This is a genomic window from Shewanella sp. SNU WT4, assembly GCF_006494715.1.
Taxonomy (GTDB): domain Bacteria; phylum Pseudomonadota; class Gammaproteobacteria; order Enterobacterales; family Shewanellaceae; genus Shewanella.
Genome location: NZ_CP041151.1, coordinates 968,314 through 994,541 on the forward strand (window position 1 = coordinate 968,314; position 26,228 = coordinate 994,541).

The 26,228-nt window shown below is 45.7% G+C and carries 26 protein-coding genes; 17 read left to right on the plus strand and 9 right to left on the minus strand.

What is annotated here, in order from left to right; translation table 11 throughout:
* Positions 1–35: 35 nt before the first annotated feature.
* The 3 genes from degS to FJQ87_RS04375 form a co-directional block, all read right to left on the minus strand.
* Complete coding sequence (gene degS / locus FJQ87_RS04365; protein WP_140930883.1) at positions 36–1,115, minus strand: outer membrane-stress sensor serine endopeptidase DegS; 1,080 nt, start codon at positions 1,113–1,115, stop codon at positions 36–38.
* A gap of 87 nt (positions 1,116–1,202) precedes the next feature.
* The gene (locus tag FJQ87_RS04370; RefSeq protein WP_140933989.1) at positions 1,203–2,570 is read right to left on the minus strand and encodes a DegQ family serine endoprotease; all 1,368 of its coding nucleotides are present in this window, start codon (positions 2,568–2,570) and stop codon (positions 1,203–1,205) included.
* A 154-nt stretch (positions 2,571–2,724) separates the two neighbouring features.
* Complete coding sequence (locus tag FJQ87_RS04375; protein WP_140930885.1) at positions 2,725–3,060, minus strand: DUF1043 family protein; 336 nt, start codon at positions 3,058–3,060, stop codon at positions 2,725–2,727.
* 163 nt (positions 3,061–3,223) lie between these two features.
* Between FJQ87_RS04375 and zapE the strand changes: the two genes are divergently transcribed.
* The 8 genes from zapE (at position 3,224) to rlmB (ending at position 11,085) form a co-directional block, all read left to right on the plus strand.
* Positions 3,224–4,330 (plus strand): cell division protein ZapE, encoded by a 1,107-nt coding sequence (gene zapE / locus FJQ87_RS04380; RefSeq protein ID WP_140930887.1) that lies wholly within the window; start codon positions 3,224–3,226, stop codon positions 4,328–4,330.
* Between the two features lie 238 nt (positions 4,331–4,568).
* A complete protein-coding gene (rplM, locus tag FJQ87_RS04385) occupies positions 4,569–5,000 on the plus strand; it encodes a 50S ribosomal protein L13 (protein ID WP_140930889.1) in 432 nt (143 codons plus the stop codon).
* 14 nt (positions 5,001–5,014) lie between these two features.
* The gene (gene rpsI, locus FJQ87_RS04390; protein WP_140930891.1) at positions 5,015–5,407 is read left to right on the plus strand and encodes a 30S ribosomal protein S9; all 393 of its coding nucleotides are present in this window, start codon (positions 5,015–5,017) and stop codon (positions 5,405–5,407) included.
* A 143-nt stretch (positions 5,408–5,550) separates the two neighbouring features.
* Positions 5,551–5,739 carry a DUF2065 domain-containing protein gene (locus FJQ87_RS04395; RefSeq protein WP_140930893.1) on the plus strand — a complete coding sequence of 63 codons (189 nt, stop codon included), beginning with the start codon at positions 5,551–5,553 and terminating at the stop codon, positions 5,737–5,739.
* Positions 5,740–5,805: 66 nt separating this feature from the next.
* A complete protein-coding gene (locus FJQ87_RS04400; protein WP_140930894.1) occupies positions 5,806–7,101 on the plus strand; it encodes an adenylosuccinate synthase in 1,296 nt (431 codons plus the stop codon).
* An 88-nt stretch (positions 7,102–7,189) separates the two neighbouring features.
* Entirely contained in the window at positions 7,190–7,840 is a 651-nt protein-coding gene (locus FJQ87_RS04405; protein WP_140930895.1) for an SEL1-like repeat protein, read from the plus strand.
* 37 nt (positions 7,841–7,877) lie between these two features.
* Positions 7,878–10,331, plus strand: coding sequence for a ribonuclease R (gene rnr, locus FJQ87_RS04410; RefSeq protein WP_140930897.1), 2,454 nt, complete (start codon positions 7,878–7,880; stop codon positions 10,329–10,331).
* Positions 10,332–10,344: 13 nt separating this feature from the next.
* Positions 10,345–11,085 (plus strand): 23S rRNA (guanosine(2251)-2'-O)-methyltransferase RlmB, encoded by a 741-nt coding sequence (gene rlmB / locus FJQ87_RS04415; protein ID WP_140930899.1) that lies wholly within the window; start codon positions 10,345–10,347, stop codon positions 11,083–11,085.
* A 100-nt stretch (positions 11,086–11,185) separates the two neighbouring features.
* Here rlmB and FJQ87_RS04420 read toward each other — a convergent pair whose 3' ends face one another.
* On the minus strand, positions 11,186–11,935 hold the full coding sequence (locus FJQ87_RS04420; RefSeq protein ID WP_140930901.1) for a DUF481 domain-containing protein: 750 nt from the start codon (positions 11,933–11,935) through the stop codon (positions 11,186–11,188).
* A 249-nt stretch (positions 11,936–12,184) separates the two neighbouring features.
* On the opposite strand from FJQ87_RS04420, the gene rpsF reads away from it, so the two are divergent.
* The 4 genes from rpsF to rplI are packed head-to-tail and all read left to right on the plus strand — an operon-like array spanning position 12,185 to position 13,622.
* Positions 12,185–12,580: a 30S ribosomal protein S6 gene (gene rpsF / locus FJQ87_RS04425; protein WP_140930903.1), complete on the plus strand. Its 396-nt coding sequence runs from the start codon at positions 12,185–12,187 to the stop codon at positions 12,578–12,580.
* 8 nt (positions 12,581–12,588) lie between these two features.
* Entirely contained in the window at positions 12,589–12,894 is a 306-nt protein-coding gene (gene priB, locus FJQ87_RS04430; RefSeq protein WP_140930905.1) for a primosomal replication protein N, read from the plus strand.
* Between the two features lie 12 nt (positions 12,895–12,906).
* A complete protein-coding gene (gene rpsR, locus FJQ87_RS04435; protein ID WP_140930907.1) occupies positions 12,907–13,131 on the plus strand; it encodes a 30S ribosomal protein S18 in 225 nt (74 codons plus the stop codon).
* A 38-nt stretch (positions 13,132–13,169) separates the two neighbouring features.
* Positions 13,170–13,622: a 50S ribosomal protein L9 gene (rplI, locus tag FJQ87_RS04440; protein WP_140930909.1), complete on the plus strand. Its 453-nt coding sequence runs from the start codon at positions 13,170–13,172 to the stop codon at positions 13,620–13,622.
* A gap of 224 nt (positions 13,623–13,846) precedes the next feature.
* Here the strand turns inward: rplI and FJQ87_RS04445 are convergent, their stop codons facing one another.
* The gene (locus FJQ87_RS04445; protein ID WP_140930911.1) at positions 13,847–16,036 is read right to left on the minus strand and encodes a S46 family peptidase; all 2,190 of its coding nucleotides are present in this window, start codon (positions 16,034–16,036) and stop codon (positions 13,847–13,849) included.
* A gap of 197 nt (positions 16,037–16,233) precedes the next feature.
* Here FJQ87_RS04445 and dnaB point away from each other — a divergent pair, with 197 nt between their 5' ends.
* The 3 genes from dnaB to FJQ87_RS04460 all read left to right on the plus strand — a co-directional run bounded on the left by dnaB (position 16,234) and on the right by FJQ87_RS04460 (position 20,079).
* The gene (gene dnaB / locus FJQ87_RS04450; protein WP_140930913.1) at positions 16,234–17,640 is read left to right on the plus strand and encodes a replicative DNA helicase; all 1,407 of its coding nucleotides are present in this window, start codon (positions 16,234–16,236) and stop codon (positions 17,638–17,640) included.
* 26 nt (positions 17,641–17,666) lie between these two features.
* Positions 17,667–18,746: an alanine racemase gene (gene alr, locus FJQ87_RS04455; RefSeq protein WP_140930915.1), complete on the plus strand. Its 1,080-nt coding sequence runs from the start codon at positions 17,667–17,669 to the stop codon at positions 18,744–18,746.
* Positions 18,747–18,819: 73 nt separating this feature from the next.
* Complete coding sequence (locus tag FJQ87_RS04460; protein ID WP_240778831.1) at positions 18,820–20,079, plus strand: BamA/TamA family outer membrane protein; 1,260 nt, start codon at positions 18,820–18,822, stop codon at positions 20,077–20,079.
* Here the strand turns inward: FJQ87_RS04460 and FJQ87_RS04465 are convergent.
* Positions 20,076–20,546, minus strand: a complete 471-nt coding sequence (locus FJQ87_RS04465; protein ID WP_140930917.1) for a chemotaxis protein CheX — start codon at positions 20,544–20,546, stop codon at positions 20,076–20,078. The two genes, FJQ87_RS04460 and FJQ87_RS04465, sit on opposite strands and share 4 nt — an antisense overlap.
* Before the next feature lie 642 nt (positions 20,547–21,188).
* Here FJQ87_RS04465 and FJQ87_RS04470 point away from each other — a divergent pair.
* The gene (locus FJQ87_RS04470) at positions 21,189–21,470 is read left to right on the plus strand and encodes a pyocin activator PrtN family protein (RefSeq protein ID WP_140930919.1); all 282 of its coding nucleotides are present in this window, start codon (positions 21,189–21,191) and stop codon (positions 21,468–21,470) included.
* A gap of 48 nt (positions 21,471–21,518) precedes the next feature.
* Here the strand turns inward: FJQ87_RS04470 and FJQ87_RS04475 are convergent, their stop codons facing one another.
* Positions 21,519–22,352 carry a hypothetical protein gene (locus tag FJQ87_RS04475; protein WP_140930921.1) on the minus strand — a complete coding sequence of 278 codons (834 nt, stop codon included), beginning with the start codon at positions 22,350–22,352 and terminating at the stop codon, positions 21,519–21,521.
* 208 nt (positions 22,353–22,560) lie between these two features.
* Between FJQ87_RS04475 and FJQ87_RS04480 the strand changes: the two genes are divergently transcribed.
* Positions 22,561–22,896, plus strand: a complete 336-nt coding sequence (locus tag FJQ87_RS04480) for a hypothetical protein (RefSeq protein WP_140930923.1) — start codon at positions 22,561–22,563, stop codon at positions 22,894–22,896.
* Positions 22,897–23,123: 227 nt separating this feature from the next.
* Here the strand turns inward: FJQ87_RS04480 and FJQ87_RS04485 are convergent.
* Together FJQ87_RS04485 and FJQ87_RS04490 are read right to left on the minus strand one after the other, a co-directional pair.
* Positions 23,124–24,277 (minus strand): IS3 family transposase gene (locus FJQ87_RS04485; protein ID WP_140930925.1). Its coding sequence is split into 2 segments (ribosomal slippage): positions 23,124–24,034 and positions 24,034–24,277, totalling 1,155 coding nucleotides; the frame shifts between segments, so codons are not numbered across the junction.
* 332 nt (positions 24,278–24,609) lie between these two features.
* Entirely contained in the window at positions 24,610–25,710 is a 1,101-nt protein-coding gene (locus FJQ87_RS04490; protein WP_206194366.1) for a DNA cytosine methyltransferase, read from the minus strand.
* Positions 25,711–26,228: the final 518 nt, after the last annotated feature.

Here is a 26,228-nt window from a genome sequence, read left to right on the forward strand (position 1 = left end):
GCTTTTGGCTTATTTTGGCTGTTAGCGCTGAGTACTTAGCGTTTATTACTTTTCTCACCAATGATGACGGGTAATTCCATCGCCTTGCCATCACGAATCAGCGTCATGGTGATTTTGCTACCTGGCTGAGTTTCAGCAATTCTATCCATCAGCATTTCAACCCCTGGCACATCTTCATGCTGATATTGAGTGATGACATCGCGCACTTTTAATTTAGCTTTTGCCGCCGGACCGTTAGGGTCAATACCTGTAACGACTACACCATTAAGATTGGGAAGATTCAGGATTTGCGCCATGACAGGCACTACGGGCTCACCAGAAATACCGAGAGCGCCGCGGATCACTTGGCCATCTTTAATGAGCTTTGCCATGATGCTGTGAGCCAATTTAATCGGAATGGCGAAGTTAATGCCATGGCCGCCGTTATCATCACCTATCTTAAAGGCGGCGGTATTAATGCCGATTAACGAGCCGTTAGTGTCAATTAAGGCGCCGCCCGAATTACCTGCATTAATGGCGGCATCAGTTTGTAAGAAATCTAAATAGCCGCTTGAAAGACCGTTGCGACCAGTGGCACTGATAATGCCTTGGGTAATGGTTTGACCTAAGTTGTAGGGGTTGCCAATGGCTAATACCACGTCACCCACTTCTGCCGGGGTTGATAGGCTTAAAGGAATAATAGGTAAGTTATCGCCTTCAATCTTAATTACCGATAAATCGGTTTCAGGATCTGAGCCCACCACTTCCGCGGTAAATTTACGGCCATCTTGCAAGGCGACCACTATTTGATCGGCTTGTTTAATCACATGAAAGTTAGTAAGGATATAACCTTCGCCACTCATGATAACGCCAGAGCCTAGGCCTTGCAGGGCACTGTTACCTAAAGGCTGGCGCTGATCTATGCTGAGGCTATAAATGTTAACCACAGCAGGCGCTGCGCGGCGCACCGCGTTAGCGAAAGATAATTCGACCGTGCCATTGGCGCGGGTTTGAAAGAGGTTATTGAGTGATGCTTGCTTAGGTAATAACTGATTGACCAATAAGATCACGCCAGCCATAAACAGGCCGAGTAAGACGGCTTTACTCAGATATAGGAAAAGGTTCTTAAAATTCATGGTCGTTATCAATTTCAATAAGTGGCGCTAGCCTATCATGAAATTGTTGCTTGCGTCAGCGGACGCATACGCGTCCGCGGATTTTGCTTAGCCTCTGAGGACTAGATATAAGGCATTGCCATCGCGCATAATTCTTAGGGCCGTGGTCCCTTGTTTATCGCTTAAGGCTTGCTTTAATTGCTTGAGGTTAGTGATAGCTGTGCGGTTGACCGCGGTAATCATATCACCAGAGAGTAGCCCGCTCATCGCGGCAGGTGAGCCTTGAGTTACATCCAGCACTTTCACCCCTTGCTTAGTATCTTCAAGCTTAGCGCCAACAAAGAGTGGATGCATTTGCTCAACCGCGGCTTGATTGGCAGCTTTGGCTTCACCCAAGGTGACGTTAAACGTCTTAGTGTCGCCGTCACGATTGATACCTAAATTGATGCTAGAACCCGCACCTAAGGTCGCCACTTGCGCTCTAAGTGCATGGAAGCTTTTAATTTTTCTGCCATCTATGCTGGTAATAATGTCACCGGCTTTAATGCCCGCATCGGCAGCCGCGCTATTAGGCAAGACTTCAATGACAAAGGCGCCGTGCTGAGTGGATACTCCTAAGGCTTTTGCGAGTTGATTATCAAGATCGCGCCCTGAAATCCCTAAAATGCCGCGCCGCACTTCGCCATGCTCAATAATCTGGCCAACAAGGCTTAAGGCCATATTGGCTGGGATGGCAAAGCCAATGCCAACGTTACCGCCATTGGGGGCTACAATGGCAGTGTTAATCCCTAATAGTTCACCATTTAGGTTAACGAGGGCGCCGCCTGAATTACCTGAGTTGATGGCTGCATCGGTTTGAATAAAGTTCTCAAGCATCTCAATGCCTAAGCCACTGCGACCTAAGGCGCTAATGATGCCTGAAGTGACGGTTTGACCTAAACCAAAGGGATTACCAATAGCGACAGCAAAATCGCCAACTCGCAACTGATTAGAATCGCTGACTTTAATGGCCACTAAATCCTTGGCATCAATTTGCAACAAGGCTATGTCCGAGTCGGCATCTGTGCCCACAAGTTTAGCTTCCACTTCGCGGCCATCATGCAAACCTATCATGATGTTATTGGCGCCATTGATGACGTGGTTATTGGTGACTATGTAGCCTTTGTCGGCATCGATAATGACGCCAGAACCAAGACCACGAAATGGCCGTTCCCGCACTTGTTGCTGCGGCGCGTTAGGGCCAAAGAAATAGCGAAAGACTTCGGGAACTTGTTGGGTGGATACTTGTGTGCCAGACACTGCCACTGATACCACAGCCGGCGTAGTGCGCTCTAACATAGGCGCTAAGCTTGGTAGGGCTTGACCCTCAACGACTACGGGAAGAGCAGCACTAACCGGCGCGGCCACTAAAGCCAAGCTTGATGATAAGAGGGTGGCTGTTAGCGTAGCAGTGAGTAAGGATGAGGTTTTCTTCATCAATATATAAACTCCATAGTTGCGACAAATGCATCTGACCATGACTGAACTTGCGCTAAAAATTAACGATTGCTGAAGTACAGTTAAGCTAAGTTATGGTTATTAAATAAGATTAATAGCTTATTGAAAAGTTCATTTGTCAGCAAAAATGAGTTTAATTAACCGCCGGCAGCGGCTGTTCACGCTCTGAATGTGGGACGAGTTGTGGCAGATGTTTGATTTCATCGTCAGCATCAAGAGTTAACTGATTAGCGGCTAAGTTCCAATTAGCATTTAATTTATTGATTTGCTCGGTGAGGCTAGCTAACTGCTGGTAATGCTCCACAAAACGATCAGACACTTCTTGGCGATACTGAGTCAATTCGAGCGTCACGTGCTCTAACTGCTTTTGATTATCTTGAGTGTGAGTCGCTCTAAAAAGTAATGGGCGGCCAACGGCGCCGATAACTATTCCCATAACAAATGCCGCCAATAACAGCGCAAATTCCATAATTATTCCTTAGTTGTTAAACCAGCCCAGATTGTGCCAGAAAGCAAAACCCTTGTCAGTGTAAGCGCGCTATAGAAAGCATGAATAGGCAGACTGTGTTTGCACTCTGCAAATGTTTCTCATCATGTTATTCTCGCTAAAAAGACCATGAATAGGATGCAACGTGTCTCGACTTTCGCCACTAGAACATTATCAGCAAGATTTGTTACGCGAGGATTTCAGTCATGATAGTGCCCAAGAGCAAGCTGTTATTGCTCTCGAAGGCGTTTATCAAGCGCTAATTACCAAGCCTGTCACAGGTAAGTGGCAATGGTTGCAGCAAAAGCTGATGGGCTCTCAGCCACAAACCATACAGGGACTGTATTTATGGGGCGGTGTTGGGCGCGGTAAAACCTATTTAATGGATACGTTTTACCAAGCTTTGCCGTTTGACGATAAATTGCGAGCTCACTTTCACCGCTTTATGCATCAGTTACATCATGACTTGCATGAGCGTAAAGGCACGCGCGATCCTTTACCTGTGATCGCCGCCGAAATGGCAAAACGTTATCGGGTTATTTGTTTCGATGAGTTTTTTGTATCAGACATTACCGACGCCATGTTGCTTGGCACCTTATTTACTGCGTTATTTGAGCAAGGCGTAGTGCTAGTTGCGACGTCTAATATTATCCCCGATGAGCTTTATAAAAATGGTTTACAACGCGCACGCTTTGTACCGGCAATCGAGCAAATTAAGCGTCATTGCCAAGTGCTGAATGTGGATGCCGGCATTGATTATCGCCTGCGCACTTTAGAGCAGGCCGAAATTTACCACTATCCATTAGATAGTAAAGCTGACAGTAACTTAGCGACTTATTTTACTAAGTTGGCACCAGAAGCCGATGACAAGCAGACCGACATTCAACTAGAGGGACGAATGTTAACGATTCGCGCCCAAGCTAAAGGGGTTTTATGGTGTGACTTTCGCGCCTTATGTGATGGCCCGCGCAGCCAAGTGGATTACATGGAATTGGCAAAAGAGTACCATACCGTATTGCTAAGTAATGTGGAGCAAATGGGCGCTGCCACTACGGGCGATGATATCGCGCGGCGTTTTTTAGCATTAGTGGATGAGTTTTATGAGCGCCAGGTAAAGCTGATTATTTCTGCGGCCGTGCCACTTGAAAACATCTACAGCGATGGCTTACTGAGTTTTGAGTTTCGCCGCTGCCGTTCACGCTTAACTGAAATGCAATCCCATGAGTATTTAGCTATGGCGCATTTGGCTTAGCCGATAACAGTGAATCAGATCGTTGCGATCGCCGATCTTTTTAGAAATTTAGTGAAATATCAGGTGATTTTTAACTCATGCTTGGCTATAATCCGCCACCTGCCCACGTTACTCCGCCGATTGGGCGGAACAAACCATGTTTGCTTACTTCGCTCGAAGGGGTGAGGTGGTGACACTTCGTGTTATTTGATTGGCAAATAGCATGTGAGATAAAATTTAACTTTGGGTTTTTGTAAAAATGAAGACTACTTTTACTGCTAAGCCAGAAACTGTATCTCGTGACTGGTTCGTCGTGGATGCTGAAGGCAAGACTTTAGGTCGTATTGCTACCGAGATTGCTTTGCGTTTGCGTGGCAAGCACAAAGCTGAGTACACTCCTCACGTTGATACCGGTGATTATATCATCGTTGTTAATGCTGAAAAAGTGACTGTTACTGGTAACAAAGCTAAAGGCAAAATCTACTATTCACATTCTGGCTTCCCAGGTGGCATCAAGCAAATCAGCTTTGAAAAGCTGCAAGCTCATAAGCCAGAAATGATCATCGAGAAGGCTGTTAAGGGTATGTTGCCAAAAGGCCCTCTGGGTCGCGCTATGTTCCGTAAACTGAAAGTTTACGCTGGCGCTGCACATAACCACGCTGCACAACAACCTCAAGTTCTTGATATCTAAACGGGATTAAGCAAATGGCTGCAACTCAGTACTACGGCACTGGCCGTCGCAAAACTTCAACTGCCCGCGTTTTCGCAACTGCAGGTAGTGGTAACATCGTTGTTAACCAGCGTCCATTAGACCAGTATTTCGGTCGTGAAACCGCTCGTATGGTTGTTCGTCAACCACTTGAGCTGGTAGAAATGACTGAAAAGCTGGACATCTATGTGACTGTTAAGGGCGGTGGTATCACCGGTCAAGCAGGTGCTATCCGTCACGGTATTACCCGTGCTCTGATGCAACTGGACGAAGCAATGCGTCCTTCACTGCGCGCTGCTGGTTTCGTTACCCGTGATGCTCGTCAGGTTGAACGTAAGAAAGTTGGTCTGCGTAAAGCACGTCGTAGACCACAGTTCTCTAAGCGTTAATATTTCGCTCGAGTACGACTTGGAAACCCAGCCTTATGGCTGGGTTTTTTTATGGCTGCAAATTATGATAAGGGCGCCTGAGCATAAGTTTGTGGATCACAGGCTACCGCTTAGGCCATGTTTTTCAATTAGGAGGATCGTTAATGACATTTGCACAGTGGATGCTGGTTTTGGCCATAGTATTAGTGATAGAAGGCGTAGGTCCATTTTTGTTCCCAAATCGCTGGCGAAATTATATTCAGGAATTGACCGCTATAGAAAACAATGCTTTGCAACGCATTGGTGGCGCCTTAGTAACGGCAGGAATAGTTTTATTGATTATTTTTTCATAAATTACTTGCCTTATGCCCCCTAAAATCTGTTAAAATCCTGCTTTAACCGCAACCTTGCAGCAAACAATGGGCAAAAACGTAGTTGTTCTCGGCACTCAATGGGGTGACGAGGGAAAAGGTAAAATTGTCGACCTTCTCACCGAACAGGCAAAATATGTAGTTCGCTATCAGGGCGGCCACAATGCTGGTCATACCTTGGTTATCGATGGTGAAAAAACCGTCCTTCACTTAATTCCGTCAGGGATCTTACGTGATAATGTAACTTGCATTATCGGTAATGGCGTGGTGTTAGCACCAGATGCGCTATTGAAGGAAATCGCTATGCTCAAAGAGCGCGGCGTTCCGGTTGAGGAGCGCTTGCTGATCTCAGAAGCATGTCCTTTGATCCTGCCATTTCATTGCGCTTTAGATATCGCTCGCGAACAGGCTCGTGGCAACAATGCCATTGGTACTACCGGTCGCGGTATTGGTCCTGCCTATGAAGATAAGGTTTCCCGTCGCGGTTTACGCGTAGGCGATCTGTTCAATGCAGAGCTATTTGCTGAAAAGCTGAAAGAAGTGATGAAATATCACAACTTTATGCTGACAGAATACTATGGCGTAGATGCAGTTGATTACCAGACCACGCTGGATGATGCATTAGCAATTGCTGATTATCTGAAGAGCATGTGTGTTGACGTGGCTGATCTGTTAGATCAAGCGCGTAAAGCTGGTGACGACATCTTATTCGAAGGCGCTCAAGGCACCTTACTGGATATTGACCACGGTACTTATCCTTTCGTGACTTCGTCAAACACTACCGCAGGTGGTGTAGCAACGGGTAGTGGCTTCGGTCCACGTCACTTGGATTATGTTCTGGGTATCATTAAGGCTTACACCACTCGTGTTGGTGCCGGTCCTTTCCCGACTGAATTGCAAAATGAAATCGGTGATTACTTAGGAACTAAAGGCCATGAGTTCGGCGCGACCACAGGTCGTAAGCGTCGTCCAGGTTGGTTGGATATCGTGGCTATGCGCCGCGCCGTTCAAATCAACAGCATCACAGGTTTCTGTCTGACTAAGCTTGACGTATTAGACGGCTTAGAAGAAGTTAAACTGTGTGTTGGTTACCAGAATGCTGATGGCACTATTGCTCAAACCACGCCGTTAGCGGCAGAAGGTTATGACTTAGTGACTCCTGTTTATGAGTCAATGCCTGGTTGGAGCGATGTCACCTTTGGTGCTACTTCAATTGAGCAGTTGCCACAAGCAGCCATCAACTACATTAAGCGTATCGAAGAGTTACTCGAAACGCCTATCGATATCATCTCTACCGGTCCTGACCGTAACGAGACTATGATTTTAGTTAATCCATTTAACTAAGTTTATTGATATCAAAAAGGCCGCAAATTGCGGCCTTTTTTAATTAAGAAAATCCCATCACGGCCGATATCCAACTAAAGCGACTGCTATGGACATCGACCTTATGGAAAAAAGTATTAGCCGAATATTATTACTACTGAGCTGTTTGTGGCTCGTTACGCCAAAGGCGTTAGCAACAATTGAAGCCGTAGATATTTATTCAGATGCACAGTTGTTGTCGTTAATTCGTACGCAAACCTATTTGCAGCGAGTCAAAACCGATGACTGTCAGTTATTGCAAGACATCGAAGCTCGCGCTATGGTGCTTAAGCAACCGTTATATCAGTTTCTCTGGGGAGAAATGCTCAATCATGGCGTGTGTGTGACCGCCGATCCCCGCTATGGCATGTCAATTTTGCAGATGTCGGCAGAACAAGGCAGCAGTGAAGCCATGGTAAAAATTGCTGAGTATTATCACGACGGTAGATTCGTGATCCAGAATAAACACCGGGCCGTGCAGTTCGTATTACCTGCCGCGGCCAATGGCGATCAGCAAGCTCGTATTATGCTGGTCAGATTACAGGCGCAGGGGTATGGTAGTCCTATGGATTATGAAATGGGCTATCACTGGTTATTTAATGAGGTATTTGCCAATACCAAGACCAAACTTGAAGCCTTGCGACTGTTACAACAATTAGAAACCAAAATGCCGGCAAGCGCCGTTTCTAGGGCGCAGCAACAGCGGCTATCTGGTAATTGATATGTCCTGCAAAGATCAGGGCAAAAATGGAAATTGAATGATAAAAGACCCTCATTTTGAGCGTGAATCCGAAAATTATGAAAACCCAATCGCCAGTCGCGAGTGGATTTTAAATTACTTACAAGCTCAATCCGCACCTCTTACGCGGCAGAATATTGCTGACGCCCTCAAATTAACCGATGAAGATCAACTCGAAGCCCTGCGCCGCCGCTTGCGTGCCATGGAGCGTGATGGTCAACTGGTCTTTACCCGCGGTCAGTGTTATGGCCTTCCAGAACGTATGGATTTGCTGACAGGCACTGTGCTTGGGCATCGTGATGGCTTTGGCTTTTTCCGCCCTGAAGAAGGTGGCGATGATCTGTTTATCTCTGAGCGAGATATGCAGCTGTATTTCCACGGCGATAAAGTCTTAGCCCAAAAAGCGGGTGTAGGCCGCAAAGGTGGCCGCGATGCACGTATTGTTCGCTTAGTGCAGCCAAGGAATGCCGCCTTAGTTGGCCGTTTCTATGTCGATTGTGGCATGGCATTTGTGGTGCCTGACGATCGCCGCATCACTCAAGAAATCTTGATTGATCAAGACGATCGCATGGGTGCTCGTCATGGCGATGTGGTAGTGGTTGAGTTAACTCGCCGCCCAGGTCGCTATGTTAAAGCCGCCGGTAAAGTGACCGAAGTGCTGGGTAAGCAACAAGCGCCGGGTATGGAAATTGAAATTGCACTGCGCAATTACGATTTACCGCACACTTGGTCGAGCAATATTGAGAAAAAGCTTAAGCGTATCAGCGATGAAGTCACAGAAGATGATAAAAAAGGTCGGGTAGATTTACGCGAATTACCTTTAGTCACTATTGATGGCGAAGATGCTCGCGACTTTGATGATGCGGTATATGCCGAAACTAAGCGTGGCGGTGGCTGGCGTTTATGGGTAGCGATTGCAGACGTAAGTCACTATGTACGCACTGATTCAGCTTTAGATGCTGAAGCGCGCGCTCGTGGTAACTCGGTATATTTCCCATCGCAAGTTATCCCTATGCTGCCAGAAAAGCTATCTAACGGCTTGTGTTCTCTGAACCCTGGCGTTGATCGCTTATGCATGGTGGCGGAAATGACTATTTCTGCCAATGGTAAGTTATCTGGCTATAAGTTTTACCCAGCAGTGATGCACTCGCATGCCCGTTTCACTTATACCCAAGTGGCTGACATGCTCGAAGGTGGTGAAGTTAAGCCTGAGCATCAAGCACTGTTCCCGCATCTTAAAGCATTGCAGGACTTATATTTGGCCTTGGATGAACAGCGTGCTAAGCGTGGCGCCATCGCCTTTGAGACCTTAGAAACCCAGTTTATCTTTAATGCTGATCGCAAGATTGACAAGATAGTGCCGCGCTCGCGCAATCAAGCGCACAAGATCATCGAAGAATGTATGATCTTAGCTAACGTTTCAGCGGCGGCTTTTGTGAAAAAGAACAAGGGCGAAGTCTTGTACCGCGTGCATGACGCGCCATCAGAGCAAAAACTCACGCAGTTTAAAGAGTTTTTGGCTGAGCGTGGCTTAAGCATGGATGGCGGCCTTGAGCCAACTCCGGCTGATTACCAAGCCTTGATGGAAAAATTAGTGGGTCGTCCAGACGCCGAATTGATTCAAGTTATGCTGCTGCGCTCTATGCGCCAAGCTGTGTATACCCCTGATAATCAAGGCCACTTTGGTTTAGCGTTAGAAGCTTATTCTCACTTTACCTCGCCAATTCGCCGTTATCCAGATTTGGTACTGCACCGCGTTATTCGCTACTTATTGACTAAAGCCGAAGGCGCTAGTGATGAGAAGTGGACCCGTGATGGCGGCTACCATTATCAGCTTGATGAGCTAGATAAGCTGGGTGAAGAGTGTTCTAACACTGAGCGCCGCGCCGATGAAGCCACGCGCGATGTGAGTGATTGGCTCAAGTGCGAGTTTATGCAAGATCATGTGGGCGATACCTTTAATGCGGTCATTGCCTCGGTCACTAGCTTTGGCTTATTTGTGCGCCTTAACGACTTGTTCATTGACGGCTTAGTGCATATCTCAAGCTTAGGTAGCGATTACTACCAATACGACCCAATGCGTCAACGCTTAGTCGGTGAGGCGAGTGGTCAAGTGTATCAACTAGGAGATGCCGTCACGGTTAAAGTGGCTGCGGTCAACCTTGATGATCGCCAGATTGATTTATTGATGGAAGGCGAAGTTGCCGGCAGTCGTCGCCGCAAGCCTGCCAATAAATTAACCGCTCGTGAGCGCGTTAATTTAGAAGGTGCCAAGTTAGCTAAAGCGACTAAAGAAGAAGCTAAAGCTAGCAATGGCGCAAAAGGTAAAGATGGCGCTAAAGATAAGCCTGCAGCTAAAAAGCGTGGATCATCAAGCCGCCGTAAATCGCCAGCCAAAGGTGGAGCCGCTGCTAGTAGCGCAGCTAAACCTATAAAGGCAAAAAAACCGACAAAAACTAAGCGCAAGTCGTAAGAGAAAGTAGTTAATGAAAAAGCAAGAATTAGTGTTTGGCATTCATGCCGTAAGCGCCGTCCTCGAAAACAGCCCAGAGCGCGTGCTCGAGTTATATCTGCTGCAAGGTCGAGTGGATGATAGAGTTACCCCCTTGATTGTTAAGGCGCAAGAATATGGCGTGTCTTTGCAGCAAATGTCGCGCAAAGTACTGGATGAAAAAACGGCCAGCAGCCAACATCAAGGTATTGTTGCCCGCGTAAAGCCGGCGAAAATCCTGAGTGAGCATGATTTAGCTGAACTGTTAAAAGCCACAGATAAGCCATTTTTATTGATCTTAGATGGCGTAACAGACCCGCATAATTTGGGCGCTTGTTTACGTAATGCCGATGCCGCTGGCGTGCAAGGCATCATAGTACCTAAAGATAACTCTGTAGGTATTACTTCGATTGTGACTAAAGTGGCCTGCGGCGCCGCGGAAATCGTGCCATTGTTCCAAGTAACTAACTTGGCGCGCACTATGCGTTATTTACAAGAGCAAGGTATTTGGATAATTGGCACAGCTGGCGAAGCGGATGGTACCTTGTATCAAGCCGAGCTGACGGGACCATTAGCTATTGCTATGGGGGCTGAAGGCAAGGGCCTGCGCCGTTTAACCCGCGAAGCTTGCGACAGCTTGATTTCAATCCCTATGGCGGGCAGTGTTTCAAGCCTGAACGTGTCAGTTGCTACCGGTATTTGTTTATTTGAAGCCGTGCGCCAACGTTTAGCCTAATTTGGTCTTAGCGCCCATGCGCTTTAGCTTAAATAGGCAGTAGTCGAATTTGAGTTAACGTCATAAAAAAGATGAGCCTAGCTCATCTTTTTTTTGGCTATTACTGGAAGGTATAGAGCAGATTAAAGGTGGTAATGGTATCTGTGGGCTTAGTGCCTTCTGGCACGCGCTCAGTGTATTTAACGTTGATACCTATCTTAAATGCCCAGTCCTGAAACATGGTATTTTTATAGCCCATGTCCAAGGTCAAGGTATTGTTGTTTTCACCGGTTTCAGCGGTAAGATCGGCAGCCATGCTCGAATACTCATGAAACCTTTGCTCAAATTTGGCGGCGGTACGTAAAATATAATCGCGCTCTGCCAGCACTTCGCCATCGCTACTATCCACGGCAAACGGCACGTTATAACGATAACCTGGGCCTATTTCTAAGCTCAATTTAGTGTTGCGTAAATCAACGGCATCAAAACCATAACCCGTCGATACTGTGACGATTTTGGTATAAGAGCCAAATTCATCCCAAGTAAAATCACCGCGGCCAAACACATAACCACCATCAAGCTTGTAGTTAGACTGCAGCTGAAAGTCATATTTCTCAGATTTAGTGACTTCATTTTCAGATGAAAAATAGCTTTTAAACACAGCGGTTTGGGTGGTGTTTACTGTGTCATATTCAAGTTTAGTGCGGCCATTAAAGCTAGCAGATTCGGTATTGCCGGTATTGAGCTGAAATCCCGCCTCAACTTCGGCGGTAAAATCGCTCGGTGGCTCTTGGTAATCGGGCGGCACTAAGGCCAAAGCGTTACTTGAAAAAAGGCCTAAAGCCAACAGCGTCTTAAATGTCTTAGGCATGAATATTTTCTTATGGTGTGGTGGCTATGACCTTAGCTGCAAAGAGTTGCAAACCTATTGATGATCATAATACCGATTAACTTCTGTGGGGCAAAGTAGCAAATTTAGATAGTTTGGCGATTAATGCTTGAGTTTATGGCAGGGTTTTTGTACTATCGCGCTCCTTAATCAGTCACTATATTTCGTTCCTTGCCTCCAATTGGTCCGACTGAGCCAAAACCGAGGCTACCTAACCGTAAGGAGCAATAAATGCGTCATTACGAAATCGTATTTATGGTTCACCCAGATCAAAGTGAACAAGTACCAGGCATGATCGAGCGTTACACAGGTTTAATCACCGAAGCTAACGGCAAAATTGATCGTCTGGAAGATTGGGGCCGTCGTCAACTGGCTTACCCAATCCAAGACCTGCATAAAGCTCACTATGTTCTGATGAACGTAGAAGCAACTGCTGCAGTAATCGAAGAACTGGAAACTGCTTTCCGTTTCAACGACGCCGTTCTGCGTAGCATGGTAATGCGTACTAAAGCAGCCATCACTGAAGCTTCTCCAATGTCTAAGGCCAGAGAAGAGCGCGACTCACGTCGTTCTTTCTCATCTGACCGTGACGAAGCTACTGAAAACGCTGAAGAATCTGCTGAGTAAGTTTATCTGTGTCACTGAATCATCTGTCTATGTCTGGGAGCATAGTGCGCTCAAGACAATTTGACAGTCCTGCTGGCATTAGCCATTGGGTGTTAACTCTGGAACATAAGTCTCAGCGTTATCAAGCCGAAATGTTGCGCAATGTATATTGCCAGATACAGGTGATTTTAAGTGGAGAGCGCTTTTTAAGCGTCGCAGACAAACTAAAAGCCGGTGTGGAGATCGAGGTGCAGGGATTTATTAATCTGCAGCAAAGCCGAAACGGGCAAAACCGTTTGGTTCTCCATGCTGAAAATGTCGAATTGAAATCTTAGGAGACTGTCACCATGGCACGTTATTTCCGTCGTCGTAAGTTCTGCCGTTTCACCGCTGAAGGTGTTACTGAGATCGATTACAAAGATATTGTTACCCTGAAAAACTACATCACTGAGAGCGGTAAAATCGTTCCTAGCCGTATCACTGGTACTAGTGCTAAATACCAGCGTCAACTGGCTCGCGCTATCAAGCGTGCTCGTTATCTGTCACTGCTGCCGTACACTGATCTTCAGTAATCGGTATTGACTCCTAGTCATATTTAGAGGAATTGATAATGAACGTTATTTTGCTTGATAAAATCGCGAACCTGGGCAACCTGGGTGACAAAGTTACTGTTAAAGCCGGTTATGCTCGTAACTACCTGCTGCCACAAGGCAAAGCAGTTGTAGCTAACGCTGCTAACACTGAAGTTTTCGAAGCTCGCCGCGCCGAGCTGGAAGCTAAATTAGCTGCAGAATTAACTGCTGCTAACGAACGTGCTGAAAAGATCGTTGCCTTAGGAGCAGTTGTTATTGCTTCTAAAGCTGGCGATGAAGGTAAGCTGTTCGGTTCAGTTGGCAACCGTGATATCGCTGATGCAGTTACTGCTGCTGGCGTTGCTCTGGCTAAATCTGAAGTACGTCTGCCACTGGGCGCTCTGCGCAACACTGGCGACTTCGAAGTTGAAGTTCAGTTGCACACCGAAGTTAAGTCTGTTGTTAAAGTAACTGTTGTTGCAGAAGCTTAATTAACACCGACGAATAAAAACACCGCTGCGGCGGTGTTTTTTTTTGCCTATTTTTTGTGGATGTACTCCATGCTTAGGCATAAATGTTTGCTAAGCATAGCGTCGTGGCACAGGCTTTACTCAGTTACTCAGTTACTCAGTTACTCAGTTACTCAGTTACTCAGTTACTCAGTTACTCAGTTACTCAGTTACTCAGTTACTCAGTTACTCTCTGCATTATTTGGCTAATCCCTTGCTATTGTAAGTTCCGCCAATAAGTTCTGCGCGTTATCCACCTTATCCATCATCCATAAGATGTAGCGAATATCCACATGTACGGCGCGGGTTATGGTTGGATTAAAGAACCAATCCTTAGTGATGGCTTCATAAGTGGAATCAAAATTTAATCCTACTAATTGGCCTTGACCGTTAAATACTGGGGATCCTGAGTTGCCACCGGTAGTATCCACGCTGGAGAGGAAATTCACTGGCACTGAGTTAAATTGCTCAGGGGTTGCAGCGCATGACACGAGTCGACACAACCAGCCGCGTGGGTCTTGATAAACACTCGTCACCTTATGCTGACCAAGATTGCCGGCATTAATGGCATTCAGTAATTTGTCTGGGGCATTAAATGGTGATTCTCCAGTGTGCTTGGCCTTAATGCCTTCAAGACGAGTAAAAGGCTGCTTATACAGGCCGTCAGCCGATTGATAGCCATCGACACTGCCATAGCTAATTCTTAAGGTACCGTTGGCATCAGGGTACACGGGCCAGTCGTTAGCGCGGTAATAATCAATAATGGCTTGCATGACGGCAGGGCGAGCCATAGTAAGCTCACCGACTAACTCTTTGGTTTTTTGCTCGTTTGCCATGTTGCTTGGGTATAAGGCGACCGCTAGACGAATGAAAGGATCGCGACTGGCTTCAAATTCACTGGCGGATTTTTCCATCCAGCCTAAGCGCTGCTCTTTATTGGTTAAGCGGGTTTCTGCATACATAGCGTCAAGCTTGGCATTGAGGGCATCAGCATCGACATTAAGCCACTTATCGAGCGCCTCGACTCGATTCGTTTGGCCGATATAAGCGTTAATGTCTTGCCGCCACAAATCTTTATCAACTTCGCTAATAAAGCGTGAATCTAAACGCGCTAAGGCGGCACTAAACTGCTTTCTATCGCGCTCTTGATAGCCAGTTTCTCGCTCAATATCGCTCTTTTGCTGCTCCTTGGCCCAGCGATAGAGTTGATTAGCAGCGCTTAACAGGGCGCTTGACTGGGCGTTATCGAAATAAAATTGCGTTTGAATTTGTTGCTGCTGTTTGCTCAGTAAAGTTTCTAAGCGCTTGCTGACATCTCTATTGGCAGCTTGCTTACTGAGCCAAGCATCAAAGCCTGCTTGTTGCTGGCCTTTAATGCTAATGATATCAGTGGCCTTAAAGCCATCGAGTAAGCCATTAAGCTTTTTCATGCGATTGGCATTACCGGCTAAAGTGCTGGCGTAGGCGATTTTGATGGCTTGGTCTTGCTCACCCATAGCCGTAATAGTGTCAATTTGGCGCTGAAAGCGCGCCGCTTGCGCTGGATATTGCCAGTCTTTAGCAAACAGCAATTCAGAGGTTAAGCGATAACGACTGGTGGCACCTGGATAGCCTGCCACAAACACACCATCACCCGCGTTCACGCCATTGGCATTAATAGCTAAATAGCTCTTAGGCTGATAGGGCACGTTATCGGGATGAAATGCCGCAGGGCTGCCATCTTTAGCGACATAAGCGCGCAGAAAAGTAAAGTCGCCGCTATGGCGTGGGTATTCGTAGTTATCAATGTCGCCACCAAAACTGCCAACACTTTCAGGCGGCGCGTACACTAAGCGCACGTCGCGTAAAATTAACTGTTTGATGAGGTAGTATTCCAAGCCATTGTGAAAGCTACGTACTGAGCATTGATAGTTCTTATCGACTTCGCAGTCCTTGATTAAGGCTTTCTTGTTGGCTTCTATGGCCTCATAGCGCGCTAAAGCTTGTTCGCTGACATTGTTAAGTACAGCAGTCGTGACATTATCCACCGCCTCGGTAATAAACAGCTGCTCATTAGGGCCGGCACTAAGTTCTTCATTTAATTGATTTGCCAGGAAGCCTTTGGCGAGATAATTGTGTTCTTTTTTACTGTTATATTGAATGGCGCCGTGGGCACAATGATGATTGGTGACAACTAGCCCTTGGGGCGAAACAAAACTGGCGGTACAATAGCCGAGGCTGACAACGGCATTCATAGGATGCTGAGTGAGGTCGGCTAATTGGTCGGCACTTATGTTGATGCCTGAGGCGACTAATTTATCGCTAATGCTTGGCATTTGATGAGGTTGCCATTGGCCTTCATCAGCCATAGCGGCGGTTGAAACCGCCACCATAGCTGCAATCAAAGTGATGCGCATGTCTTTTCCTTATTGTTATCTTTATGTCCTTCACAGTTAACACTAGGCATCTTGAGTTATTAGGGATAACTCGAGGACGCAAAGCGCAGAATGCGGCAGGGTAAACGGGTTAAATTTGGAGTGTTACGGTAAATATTCCGTAAAAACGCTGCAATGTTATAACATATTTTGAACACTCATTGTAATTGGGAGCGTGAATGTCACAGCAAACTGCCTTTAAGCCCAAGGGAAAGCCAAGAGATGCTCAGCTTGATGCTTTAAAGTTACCACCGCATTCGTTGGAAGCGGAACAATCGGTACTGGGTGGCTTGATGCTGGATTCTGAGGCTTGGGATAAAGTGGCTGAAGCCGTATCTCGAGACGATTTTTACTCGCGAGCTCATAAGCTTATTTTTACCGCCATGCAGTCATTGACTGATGCCGGTCACCCGATTGACTTAGTGACTGTGTCTGAGGGGCTAGAAGTTGAAAGCTTGCTGGATGATGCGGGCGGCTTTGCCTATTTAGCTGAAATCGCCAAAAATACCCCAAGTACGGGTAACATACTATCGTACGCCTCTATTGTGCGTGAGCGTGCGGTTGTGCGCGATATGATCCGTGTTGCCAACGAAATTGCCGATGCGGGTTATCACCCTGAAGGTCGCGATTCCAGTGCTTTGCTAGATTTCGCCGAAACCAAAGTATTTAAAATTGCCGAATCGCGCACCAATGCCAACGAAGGCCCTGAGGATATTAAAAGTATTCTGGCCAAAACCGTCGATAAGATTGAGAAACTCTACAATAACCCGCACGAAGGGGTGACTGGGGTTTCTAGTGGTTTTGGTGATTTAGATAAAATGACCACAGGTTTTCAGGGCGGCGATTTAGTGATTGTGGCGGCGCGTCCGTCCATGGGTAAAACTACTTTTGCCATGAACTTGTGTGAGCAAGCGGCTATGCATGAAGATAAGCCCGTGCTTATTTTCAGTCTTGAGATGCCGTCAGAACAGATCATGATGCGTATGCTGGCCTCTATTGGCCGCGTCGATCAAACCAAAATTCGTACTGGTCAGTTGGATGACGAGGATTGGGCGCGAGTATCATCGACTATGGGGATCATGCTAGAACAAGGCAAGATGTACATAGATGATAGCTCAGGCTTAACCCCAACCGAACTTCGCAGCCGCGCTCGGCGGGTTGCGCGTGATTGGGGCGGGTTATCGATGATCATGGTCGACTACTTGCAGTTAATGAAAGTGCCGTCATTAGCTGAGAATCGTACCCTAGAAATTGCTGAAATTTCACGCTCCCTTAAAGCTTTGGCCAAAGAGCTCGATATTCCTGTGATTGCACTGTCGCAGTTAAACCGCTCCCTTGAGCAGCGTGCCGATAAGCGTCCGATTAACTCTGACTTGCGTGAATCAGGCTCTATCGAGCAGGACGCTGATTTAATTATGTTTATTTATCGCGACGAAGTGTATAACAATGACTCTACTGATAAAGGCACCGCTGAGATTATTATTGGTAAGCAGCGTAACGGCCCCATTGGACGCGTACGTTTAACTTTCCAAGGTCAATATTCCCGTTTCGATAACTATGCAGGACCGCAGTTCGAAGAGGACTAAGGCCTGAACACTAACAAGGTTGATTTTTGAAACCCTTTCCTAGAGCTGAAATCAGTGTCAGCGCGCTGCAGCATAACCTTGCGCAATTAAAATTAGTGGCTCCCACTAGCCGAATTATGGCAGTGGTGAAGGCCAATGCTTATGGTCACGGTTTACTGCCTGTGGCCCGAACCTTAGATGGCGTGGCTGATGGTTTTGGCCTCGCGCGCCTTGAAGAAGCCCTGAAGTTACGCCATGGGCTAATAACAAGTAAGTTGCTGCTGCTGGAAGGTTTTTTCAGAGCAGAAGATCTGCCCTTGTTAGTGCTGCATGATATCGACACAGTCGTGCATCATGAATCCCAGCTTGAGATGTTAGAACAAGCGCAATTAGCTAAACCTGTGACTGTGTGGCTGAAGATAGACAGCGGCATGCACAGATTAGGTTTTACTGCGGCGCAATTTGAAGCTGTGTATCAGCGTTTGCTCGCTTGCCAAAACGTGGCTAAACCTGTGCACTTGATTACTCATTTTGCCTGCGCCGATGAGCCTGATAATCCGTTTACGCTGGCGCAATACGATCAATTTTGCGAATTAACCCAAGCCCTTGATGGTGACCGCTCGCTTGCAAACTCAGCCGGTGCCTTGTATTGGCCGCAAACTCAGCGAGATTGGATTCGCCCTGGCATAGCCATGTATGGCGTGTCACCTGTGACTGGTGATGTCGGCAGTAATCATGGTTTAGTGGCGGCGATGGAATTGAAATCACGCTTAATTGCTATTCGTGACCATAAGGCTGGTGATTCAGTGGGTTATGGTGCTTATTGGCGCGCGCCGCAAGATACTCGTCTTGGGGTCGTGGCTATTGGTTATGGCGATGGTTATCCGCGTAATGCGCCATCTGGCACCCCAGTGTGGATTAATGGCCGGCGGGTACCGATTGTTGGGCGCGTCTCTATGGATATGCTTACCGTCGATTTAGGGCCAGCATCGAGCGATAACGTCGGTGATGATGTCTTATTGTGGGGACAAGCTTTACCCGTAGAAGAAGTCGCTGAGCATATTGGTACCATAGCTTATGAGCTAGTGACTAAGTTAACGCCGCGAGTCAGTTTGTTCTTTGAGTAATCCGTCTGCTTTGACATTAAACGGCGCCTAGCGCCGTTTTTGCTTATGCGTCGCCATCTTGTTAGGAATTGCCTTGAAGTCTTCTTATAAAACCATCTTTGCTAGTGTTAGCTTGTGTTTATTAACGGCTACTGCTGCGCCTGTACTGGCGCAAACTGGATTAGCTCAAGCACAATTAGATCAAACACAATTAGAACAAGCCGCTGCTACCAATGCTAAGTCACCCCCTGAATTTGCGGCTGTGCCTTTTGTGTTTTCTAGTGAAAATCTCAGTACCGCCTTTGGTGGTGCTGGCGTGATTAAGCATGCTGGGCAAGTGCAAGCGAGTATTTTTGGCATCGGCCTTTATTCAAGTAATGACAGTTATGTTACTTATCTTTCAGCCAATAATTATCAGTTGCCAGGGCTTGAGCAATGGCTCTTTAGCGCAGAAACCTATCAAGCGCATTTTACGGAAGGCGTGTATTACTTACCTGATAATAAAGGGCAAGAACAGCGTGCAATCACTACAGGGGATGAATCCTTTACTAAGCTGCATGCCCGCTATGTATTACCTATAGGTCATGGCATTCATGGCGCGGCGCCAAGCATGTTGCCGCAAACGGATATTAGTTGGGACCCAAGAGTCTCTGGGGTATCTAGCGTTAAGTTAACCGCCTTTACGCGGGCGCAGCAGCTTGGCATAGAGTCTATGATTCCAGAGCGTACGCAAGGGGCTGAGTTACTCCTTAATTGGGATAATCGTGACCAAGCGAATAACAGTACACAAGGTGGTGAAACCAGTTTTACTCTGCGCCATGGCTTTGAAGGTAGAGACGCACCGTCATGGACCACGTGGGAGCTTGAGCAATCGGCCTTTTTTTCACTGAGTAGCAATGAGTTATTTCGCCAGCAAGTGATGGCGCTGAATTTGTATCTGGCCGATACCCCGAGCTGGAATGACACCGATAACCAAGGTCAAGCTCATCGACCGCCCTATTACGCTGGCATTGGTTTAGGCGGCTTTGATCGCCTGCGCGGTTATTCCGCTAAGCGTTTCAGCGGCCGCAGCGCCTTACTTTATAGTATGGAGTATCGGGTGCAACCCCATTGGCAACCATTGCAACACTGGCCTGTGTTTGAGTGGTATCAAGTGCCTTGGTGGCAATGGGTTGCGTTTGCAGAAGCGGGGCAAGTCAGCGATGAGTTTTCAGCGGCAAGTTTGCATCAAGACATGCACTGGACCCTAGGCACAGGTGTACGCTTTGAAGTGGAAAGCATAGTCGTGCGTGCTGAAATCGCGAAAAGCCAAGAAAGTACGCAATTCTGGGTGATGGTTAGTCAGCCGTTTTAACCATTTTCTTGGAAACAAATTTCGACGAAAGCTTTGCCATTGAGGCTAGTGAAGGGCAGGATAATTTTCTTGCCATGAGCTTGATGGGAAATATGATGCTCTTTACCGGCCACCACCATAGGGGTGGCCATTTCAAACTGATAGCCTTTCTCGCCTAAAATCCTTTTGGCGCCGCCGCACACCATGTTAGTAATTTCACCGACCATATCTGTTACTTCATCATTGATATGGTCGGGGCACTCCCCCAGCATGTTGTGCATTATCTTAAGGGCTAAGCCTTTTTCAAAGGTTATGGATAGCGAGCCTTTTACTTGTGGGCTAATCATGCCAATCAGCCCAGACACATCACCAAGGGCTATCTCATCTTGCTTGATTCGCGGCCGGCCAGCCGACAGCTCAATGGTGGCCATAGTGCTTATCACGTTCAAGAATGACTCAAGAAACGGATTGATGTATTTAACTTCCATGTAGTTACCCTCACGATATCATTAGGCCTAAGCATAGAAGATAAATCGCCATTGAAAGTGAAACTTAGCGAAATTTTAGCGCGGGTGTGACTTCAAAATAGCCGTTAAAACCATAACAAATTAAGCCTGAACATGTGACTTAGCTGACGGGGAGTGAGTCTGCAACCACAGAGTTTTTCATCATCTGGCCAAGTTTTAGTGGTGTTATCCACTCAATGACTAACTCTTTGTGAGGGTAAAAGCAGGAATCATGCTTAACCATTAAGCGAAAATTCTTAAAAAGATCTCAAAATAATTTAAAATATGCGGCTATTAGTGGTCGTGGCTCGTTTTAAATTAAATGGTTGGTATTAAATGTCTTCAAAATCAATAAGTAGAGTGTTTAGCGTTGCGCCAATGCTAGATTGGAAGTGTGATGGTTTTTTATTTATGTAAAACAAAGGCTTGCTTTAGCTTCTTTGTTGTGGAGGGCAGAGAGGGGCAGAAAACAACAACACATTTCTTGTAGCACTCTCGAGTCTATACTACACCGTCTAAAAATTTATTCAAAAAACTTCTTCAAAGATTTGGAATTACAAAAAAAATTGAGTACATACTAAAGGTATGGCTTGTCGCTATACGTTCATCAACATAGAGAAAATTATGATGACCGTACCTTTTGCAAACTCAAGTATTGCCTCTTTAATATCTGTGAAATTTAATCATGCTCCGCTAATTTCTGTTGTAGATATTGCCGTTGAGTATCTGGGGCTTACGCCTAGTACGGCAAAGCGTAAGGCTCGTAATAACGAATTGCCATTTCCCGTTTTTCGTCTTTCTGACTCGCAAAAAGCACCATGGCTTGTAACATTTGAGCACTTTGTGGAGTATGTTGAGCGTGTAGCGTCTATGTCTCATAATGATTGGATATGCATGCAGTGCTAAAAGTGATGTAGCCCACCAGTATTCTTTATGGGCCTGGGCTTCACTTAGTTATAGCATCAAACCTTTAATTTGATTTACTTGCTCTTTTTGTCGTTTTGTCAGTGCATGGGTCTCTATAGATTCATAGGTTTTAATGAGTCGATTTGCTTGTCGCTTTTTTTGTCTATCGTTGAACTCTTCTTTAGCTTTTAGCCATTTATCAAATTGTGCTTGCATCTGCTTGAACAGTTTTTCTATTTTTAATGCTTCTTTAGCTTTTTCATGCTGATATTGCCAAGTGCTAAGTCTACGTCCTTTTTCTTGCTCAATTGGAATATAACTACGATGGTCAATGCCTATGTGCTGTAATACTGCGAGATTGAAAGCTTGTTTTATCAATCGAGTGGCTTTTTTTTGTTGAAGCTCTTTAAGCACACGATTGCCAATCACCTTGCCAATGATTAGATGAACATGGTCGCCGCTTCCTTTAGAACTATTTTGCAGTTGTTGATGCAGGACTGCACGAACTTGCTGTTTATATTGGGTGAACTCAACTTTATTTAGCTGACAAAGCTTGGCGAGGGCTATGCAGCAGTCTTGAATCATGGCGCGCCATTGCTGATGAGTGGGGCGGTAGCCTTTAGGAAGAGTTAAACAATACTCAACTGCGTAGCTCGATAAAGGGCGTCCCCCACGGCGGTTATACATCTGTTGATTAAGTCGAAACTCTTCACCCGCGAGCGCTATTTTGTTTGAGGTATTTGGGCTACCGAATATGGATACGATACGTTCTGTATGTTTGTGATTGGCGTGCTTTAGGCTTTGTAGATAGCGTTCGCGCATCATGACGCCATCACTGGCGAAGCGAACGGGTTGGGTTATTACAGTCCAGTTTTTTAGCATATTGATTATTTGCTTTAAGCTTACAAATTCATTCTAAATTTTGCAAACTACTGGAATGCAGCTATATGTATTCATTGGTGGTTCCAGATAGAACAACCCACTTCGTTCTTATGTTGTCGACTGGCAAGAAGGGTGACCCTTCTTAACTACCCTAAAAGATTAACCTATTTGGTTTTTGTGTTTTAAGTTATTACACTTAAAGAAAACTATGGCGTATATTTCCCCAATAACACTCGCTGTCAGGCTCGAAGAGTGCATAGAAACAACAATAGATAAGCTAGTTATTAACCTATGTGTCAAAGCAGGGTTCTTAACTGAACAAGATATCAAAAAGAGGTCATGTCGATATCAGTGGGTGCTTAAGCTCACTCAGCACTGTGAGGATGCTATAGCGTTAGAGGAATTGGTTGGGGGTGAGCCTATCACGCCACTGACAATCTCAAACTGCGATAAAATCATGGCACAAAAACAAAAGAAGGCGAAGACGATCGTTGAGGTTGTCGCTAAAGAAGTCATTCGAGCAATTCCAGCATATCAAGGCTAGTCGCAGATTGGGGCTGAGTTGCCTCAGTTTTTTTAGAGGTAAGTGGGGAATTAAAGCCTTGAATAAACGTCTCGGCTCATGCTTCCGGTCTTCCTTTAATTCTTGGCAAAATAGTTCTGCGAGTTCTAAAGGTCATCTTTTCTGTGGTTAGCTTCTTTCTTTGCTCAATCTGGCTAATTTATTTTGGCTTCTGTTCTTCAATGATCTGATCCGCTAACTCTGGACACTTAACTAAGCACTATTTTCAATTCAAAATTCTCAGGGCTTAAATAGCCAAGTGAACTATGCCTTCTGGTTTTGTTGTAATCAACTTCTATGTACTCAAACACTGTGTGCTTCATGGTTTCCCGGTCCATGATCGGCTCGTACTGAATGGCCTCAACCTTCAGTGAATGGAAGAAGCTCTCTGCACAGGCGTTGTCCCAGCAGCAGGCTTTGCGGCTCATGCTTTGGATAAGCTGATTTTTTTCAATTAGATCTCGATACGCATGTGAACAATATTGGCTGCCTCGGTCACTATGAACAATCACTTTTTTTGGAAACCCACGACGAAACTGCGCCATTGTCAGCGCGTCACAAGCCAGCTTAGCCGTCATGCGATTACTCATCGACCAGCCAATCACGGCGCGCGAGTACAAATCGATAATCACCGCCAGATATAGCCAGCCTTCGCTTGTCATCAGATACGTGATATCACCGACCCATTTTTGGTTCGGGCCGCTGGCATCGAAGTTCTGCTCCAGCAGATTTGGCGCCACCGAAAGCTGGTGGTCGCTGTCAGTTGTTGTTTTGAATTTACGGGCTGCTTTAGCCACTAAATTCTGTCTTGTCATGCTGTTCATAATGGTTTTCAAATTAGCGCATTCTCCATCTTCCGCGAGGTCGACTTGAATACGCCGAGCGCCAGAGCGTTCCTTGCTCTGGACAAAAAAAGCTTTGATTTGCTCATCACGGCTGTGCTGTTTGAGCAAGCGTGTACTCGGCTCTTTGCTTGATTTTCGCCAGGCATAATACCCACTTCGCGTCACGCCAAGCACTGTCGCCATTGGCTTTAGGCGAAACTGGTGCTGGTGTTCGAGCATAAATTCGAATCGTTCTACTTTTGATTCTTCCCGAAGTAGGTGGCCGCCTTTTTTAGAATGGCTAAATCCTCAGCTTGGTCGGCTAACTGGCGTTTTAACTTGGCAACTTCAGCAGCAAGCTCGGCTTCGCGCTGGCTAGTTGTCGATTTCTTCTCAATGGCAGAGCGCCAGTTATAAAGTTGTGATTCGTAGATTTTGAGCTGCCTAGCGGCTTCAGCAACACCGACACGTTCGGCTAACTTCAGGGCTTCAGCTTTAAATTCAGCCGTGTGGGTCTTGCGGGTCTTTTTGGTTGTCATATTCACCTCGTTAAGTCATTTTACTCACTTAGCGCGGTGTCCAAAAGTATTGGATCAGATCACAATGTATTAATTAAATTAAGTTGGAAACAGTCGCTGAATTGATAATTGAAAAACGATCGTTGCTGGTTTTATTACAGATAGGGGGACAGATGAAGAGTTCCACAGCATTCATGGGTGAGCCGTGGTGCCAATCTTCTGTATTATGCATGCGACTTAGAAGTGCTTGTTGCGGCACCATATAAAAATATTCGTTAAAAGCACCGTGTGGTGCTTTTCGATTTAGTGCATCGAACTGATACTCAGTGAATAAGTTTAATTGAGTATATTATTTAGATAGCAAGATCTAATTCTAAATTTTCAAGCTTAGGGCACTCATTTGTGGTGCTGCTCTTATCAATTCTATCGAGAACTACTCGAGCAACGACTTCAGCAAGTTTACATGGTACTGCGTTACCAATTTGACTAAATACTTTAGACTGAGGGCCTAAAAAATTATAGCTTTCGGGGAACGTTTGCAAAATTGCGGCTTCATCAATCGTTAATCGCCTTAATCGCGGTGGTACTTGCTTATATTCAGGATCCTGATTACCTGCTATTAGATTGCGGTGGTATTCTTCAACCCAAGATTCTTTGTCATCGTACAAGTGATCTTCATCAATAATTGGTGTTCTGTTCCCCCCCATACTTGCAGGAAGTGTACTTGACCAAGCGTCAGGGTTTAATGGTCTGCCCTGACCATTAAATAGCATTCCTGCATACGGAGATTTTCTTAGAACAGGATTAGTGGCTAATGTAATCTTTGCTTTTGTTAAATTTGGGTTTGTTGTCGTGCCTGCGCGACCTAAATGTAAGATTGCCTCTCTAAGTGAAACTGCCTCTACTCTATAATTATTGAAAGCTGACATTTCGACCGTGGGTAATCCGACTTTAGTACCTATGAAAAACACACGCTCTCGAGATTGAGGTACCCCGAATTCCTTCGCATTTAGAATGTTCATGGTAACGTTATAGCCAGCTTTATTCATTCGTCTAAATATTTCTTCGCGAACAGCTTCAAATTTAGCTAACGAACCTAGTGCTTTAACATTCTCCATGATAAAAGCCTTAGGCTTTACTCGTTCAACAACTGAGCAGTATGAAAATACCAGTTTTGAGCGGGGATCATCTTTATCCATCTTTCCTGCAACAGAAAATCCTTGGCATGGAGGGCCACCTACAACAAGATCGACACCTTCGTAAGCTACCAATTTTTCGAAATTTGTCTCATCATTAATATCACCTTCGATTAAGGTAGTGTCAGGATGGTTATGACGATATGTATTTGATGCATGTGGGTCTAGTTCTGATGCAGCGACAACAGTAAAGCCAGCGCTAACAACGCCAACATCCATTCCACCTGCACCTGCAAACATTGAAATTGCTGTTGGCACGTTCTCTCCAAAATATTGGATTTTCGAATATTTCATAAATGGTAGCATAATATTTAGATTATGAGTAGAACAAAGACTATTTACAATCAAGATTACTGTTCTTTTATACAGTGCCTGTGTGAGGAACGTAAGCGGCTGGGGCTATCTCAGATTGAGGTTGCACAGCAGCTTGGAATGACTCAGTCCGAAGTATCAAAGATAGAGACAGCCGAAAGGCGAGTTGATGTTTTTGAGTTAAAGCAGCTTTTAAAAGTCTACCGGGTTCAACACAATGAAAGGTTGAAGCATTTCGTAGTTGTTTTTTTAGGATTAGATCTGAATGAGCAAAATTTTAATAAATGAGCAGACGATTGGACTTTGAAGCCAGCACTTTGAAAGGCCACACCCATACCAACAAAGCTACGGCTGTTTTTTACTTTGAACCGGAATGATACCTCCTTTATTTTAATTATAAATATTCGATTTTGGAATATTTTAGAGCTTAGTATCTAATCGACTTCTATTACAGTTTTTGCAAT

Coding starts and splice junctions, on each gene's coding strand:
- degS (WP_140930883.1), bottom strand. CDS start 1,115: ATGAATTTTAAGAACCTTTTCCTATATCTGAGTAAAGCCGTCTTACTC.
- FJQ87_RS04370 (WP_140933989.1), bottom strand. CDS start 2,570: ATGAAGAAAACCTCATCCTTACTCACTGCTACGCTAACAGCCACCCTC.
- FJQ87_RS04375 (WP_140930885.1), bottom strand. CDS start 3,060: ATGGAATTTGCGCTGTTATTGGCGGCATTTGTTATGGGAATAGTTATC.
- rplM (WP_140930889.1), top strand. CDS start 4,569: ATGAAGACTACTTTTACTGCTAAGCCAGAAACTGTATCTCGTGACTGG.
- rpsI (WP_140930891.1), top strand. CDS start 5,015: ATGGCTGCAACTCAGTACTACGGCACTGGCCGTCGCAAAACTTCAACT.
- FJQ87_RS04395 (WP_140930893.1), top strand. CDS start 5,551: ATGACATTTGCACAGTGGATGCTGGTTTTGGCCATAGTATTAGTGATA.
- FJQ87_RS04400 (WP_140930894.1), top strand. CDS start 5,806: ATGGGCAAAAACGTAGTTGTTCTCGGCACTCAATGGGGTGACGAGGGA.
- FJQ87_RS04405 (WP_140930895.1), top strand. CDS start 7,190: ATGGACATCGACCTTATGGAAAAAAGTATTAGCCGAATATTATTACTA.
- rnr (WP_140930897.1), top strand. CDS start 7,878: ATGATAAAAGACCCTCATTTTGAGCGTGAATCCGAAAATTATGAAAAC.
- rlmB (WP_140930899.1), top strand. CDS start 10,345: ATGAAAAAGCAAGAATTAGTGTTTGGCATTCATGCCGTAAGCGCCGTC.
- FJQ87_RS04420 (WP_140930901.1), bottom strand. CDS start 11,935: ATGCCTAAGACATTTAAGACGCTGTTGGCTTTAGGCCTTTTTTCAAGT.
- rpsF (WP_140930903.1), top strand. CDS start 12,185: ATGCGTCATTACGAAATCGTATTTATGGTTCACCCAGATCAAAGTGAA.
- rpsR (WP_140930907.1), top strand. CDS start 12,907: ATGGCACGTTATTTCCGTCGTCGTAAGTTCTGCCGTTTCACCGCTGAA.
- rplI (WP_140930909.1), top strand. CDS start 13,170: ATGAACGTTATTTTGCTTGATAAAATCGCGAACCTGGGCAACCTGGGT.
- FJQ87_RS04445 (WP_140930911.1), bottom strand. CDS start 16,036: ATGCGCATCACTTTGATTGCAGCTATGGTGGCGGTTTCAACCGCCGCT.
- dnaB (WP_140930913.1), top strand. CDS start 16,234: ATGTCACAGCAAACTGCCTTTAAGCCCAAGGGAAAGCCAAGAGATGCT.
- FJQ87_RS04465 (WP_140930917.1), bottom strand. CDS start 20,546: ATGGAAGTTAAATACATCAATCCGTTTCTTGAGTCATTCTTGAACGTG.
- FJQ87_RS04470 (WP_140930919.1), top strand. CDS start 21,189: ATGATGACCGTACCTTTTGCAAACTCAAGTATTGCCTCTTTAATATCT.
- FJQ87_RS04475 (WP_140930921.1), bottom strand. CDS start 22,352: ATGCTAAAAAACTGGACTGTAATAACCCAACCCGTTCGCTTCGCCAGT.
- FJQ87_RS04480 (WP_140930923.1), top strand. CDS start 22,561: ATGGCGTATATTTCCCCAATAACACTCGCTGTCAGGCTCGAAGAGTGC.